General features: G+C 43.5%; 1 protein-coding gene and 2 pseudogenes. All 3 read left to right on the top strand.

What is annotated here, in order from left to right; translation table 11 throughout:
• Positions 1–692, top strand: a pseudogene (locus OCV77_RS16325) (hypothetical protein); the annotation flags it as partial.
• 7 nt (positions 693–699) lie between these two features.
• A complete protein-coding gene (locus OCV77_RS16320; RefSeq protein WP_262575999.1) occupies positions 700–1,080 on the top strand; it encodes a hypothetical protein in 381 nt (126 codons plus the stop codon).
• Positions 1,081–1,324: 244 nt separating this feature from the next.
• Positions 1,325–1,795, top strand: a pseudogene (locus OCV77_RS16315) (hypothetical protein); the annotation flags it as partial.

Here is a 1,795-nt window from a genome sequence, read left to right as displayed (position 1 = left end):
GACAGCTGAAGGAGAGAAAGCAGGAACGGAGGCTTCTTGGAAGGCATAAGGAAGAATCTGAGGAAGAATTGAAAACCACCATAGATGAGAAGCTTTCAGGGATCCTGAGATCAGACAGGCTGCATCCGGTTTATACGATCTGCCTCTACAGCGGGGAGGAGCCATGGGACGGACCAAGGAAGCTGTCAGATATGATGGAGTTTGATCCAGAGGACGAGAATCTGAGAGTGTTATTTGAAGAATACCATTTGCATCTATTCTGCATTAATGAACAGAATGGGTTTGATACATTTCATTCCGGTTTAAGGCATCTGTTTTGTGCGATGAACTGCCGGAAGGATAAAGAGAGGATGGCAGAGCTGATGAAAAATGAAGCTTATGCTCATCTGAGCAAAGAAACCTGGGAAGCAATAGCAGTCATGACAGACAATGCAGCAATGCTTCAGAAGAAGGATAAGTATAAAACAGAAAACGGGGAAGAGGAGGAGTACAACATGTGTCAGGCATTGGAAGAACTGATGGAGGATAACAGAAATGAAGGAAGAAGAGAAGGCAGAAACGAAGGCAGTTTAAAAAAGACAAAAACCGTAGTCCGAAATATGTTGGATCGGGGATATGAAATAGAGGATATCTGTGCCATAGCAGGATGTGAGGCTTCATTTGTAGAAGAGGTGAAAAAGGATCTAATATAAAGAGAAGATGTCAGAACTGATGAAAAATGAAGCTTATTCTCATCTGAGCAAAGAAACCTGGGAAGCGATAGCAGTCATGACAGACAATGCAGCAATGCTTCAGAAGAAGGATAAGTATAAAACAGAAAACGGGGAAGAGGGGGAATACAACATGTGCCAGGCATTGGAAGAATTGATGGAAGAGAGAGAAATCATGGGAGAAAGAAGGGGCAGAAGAGAAGGCAGAAATGAAGGAAGAAACGAAGGCACTTTGGAAAAGACGAAAACCGTAGTCCGAAATATGCTGGATCGGGGATATGAAATAGAGGATATCTGTGCCATAGCAGGATGTGAGGCTTCTTTTGTAGAAGAGGTGAAAAGGAGCTGCTCCTGCAGTGACCTGAACTAAAACTGAAATAACGGAAAAACATTTATTGCATAATGAAAACTTCTATGCTACACTCAAGCCAAAGCATAGAAGTTTTCTTATTTTCGGACAAAGTCCTTTCTTAAGATCAGAAGCCTTCCTGCCGGGAAGTGCTCTGATATTCTAAAAGATCAGAAAATCCATGCTTTTCAATCCAACATTAAATTGAACAGGCAGGGGATTTTCGAAACCCATAGAAAGCTCCTGCAGGCAAAGGAGGAATCATATGGGAAAATACGATATGTGCATGAAGACGTATCTGCAGGACAAAAGGCGGTTTGCGGATCTCTTCAATGGCAGCTGCTTTCAGGGAAGGCAGGTCATCCGGGCAGAGGATCTGGAGGAGGCTTCAGAGAGCTATGATGCCGCAGAATACAGCAGACAGCTGAAGGAGAGAAAGCAGGAACGGAGGCTTCTTGCAAGGCATAAGGAAGAATCTGGGAAAGAACTGAAAACCACCATAGATGAAAGACTTTCGGGGATCCTGAGATCAGACAGGCTGCATCCGGTTTATACGATCTGCCTCTACAGTGGGGAGGAACCATGGGACGGGCCAAGAAAGCTGTCGGATATGATGGAGTTTGATCCAGAGGATGAGAATCTGAGAGTATTATTTGAAGAATACCATTTGCATCTATTCTGCATTAATGAACAGAATGGGTTTGATACATTTCATTCCGGTTTAAGGCAGCTGTTT

It is taken from the genome of Suilimivivens aceti (assembly GCF_025567405.1).
Lineage (GTDB): Bacteria > Bacillota > Clostridia > Lachnospirales > Lachnospiraceae > Suilimivivens > Suilimivivens aceti.
The sequence above is the reverse complement of the archived record's forward strand: the minus strand, read 5'-3'. Positions and strand labels throughout refer to the sequence as shown.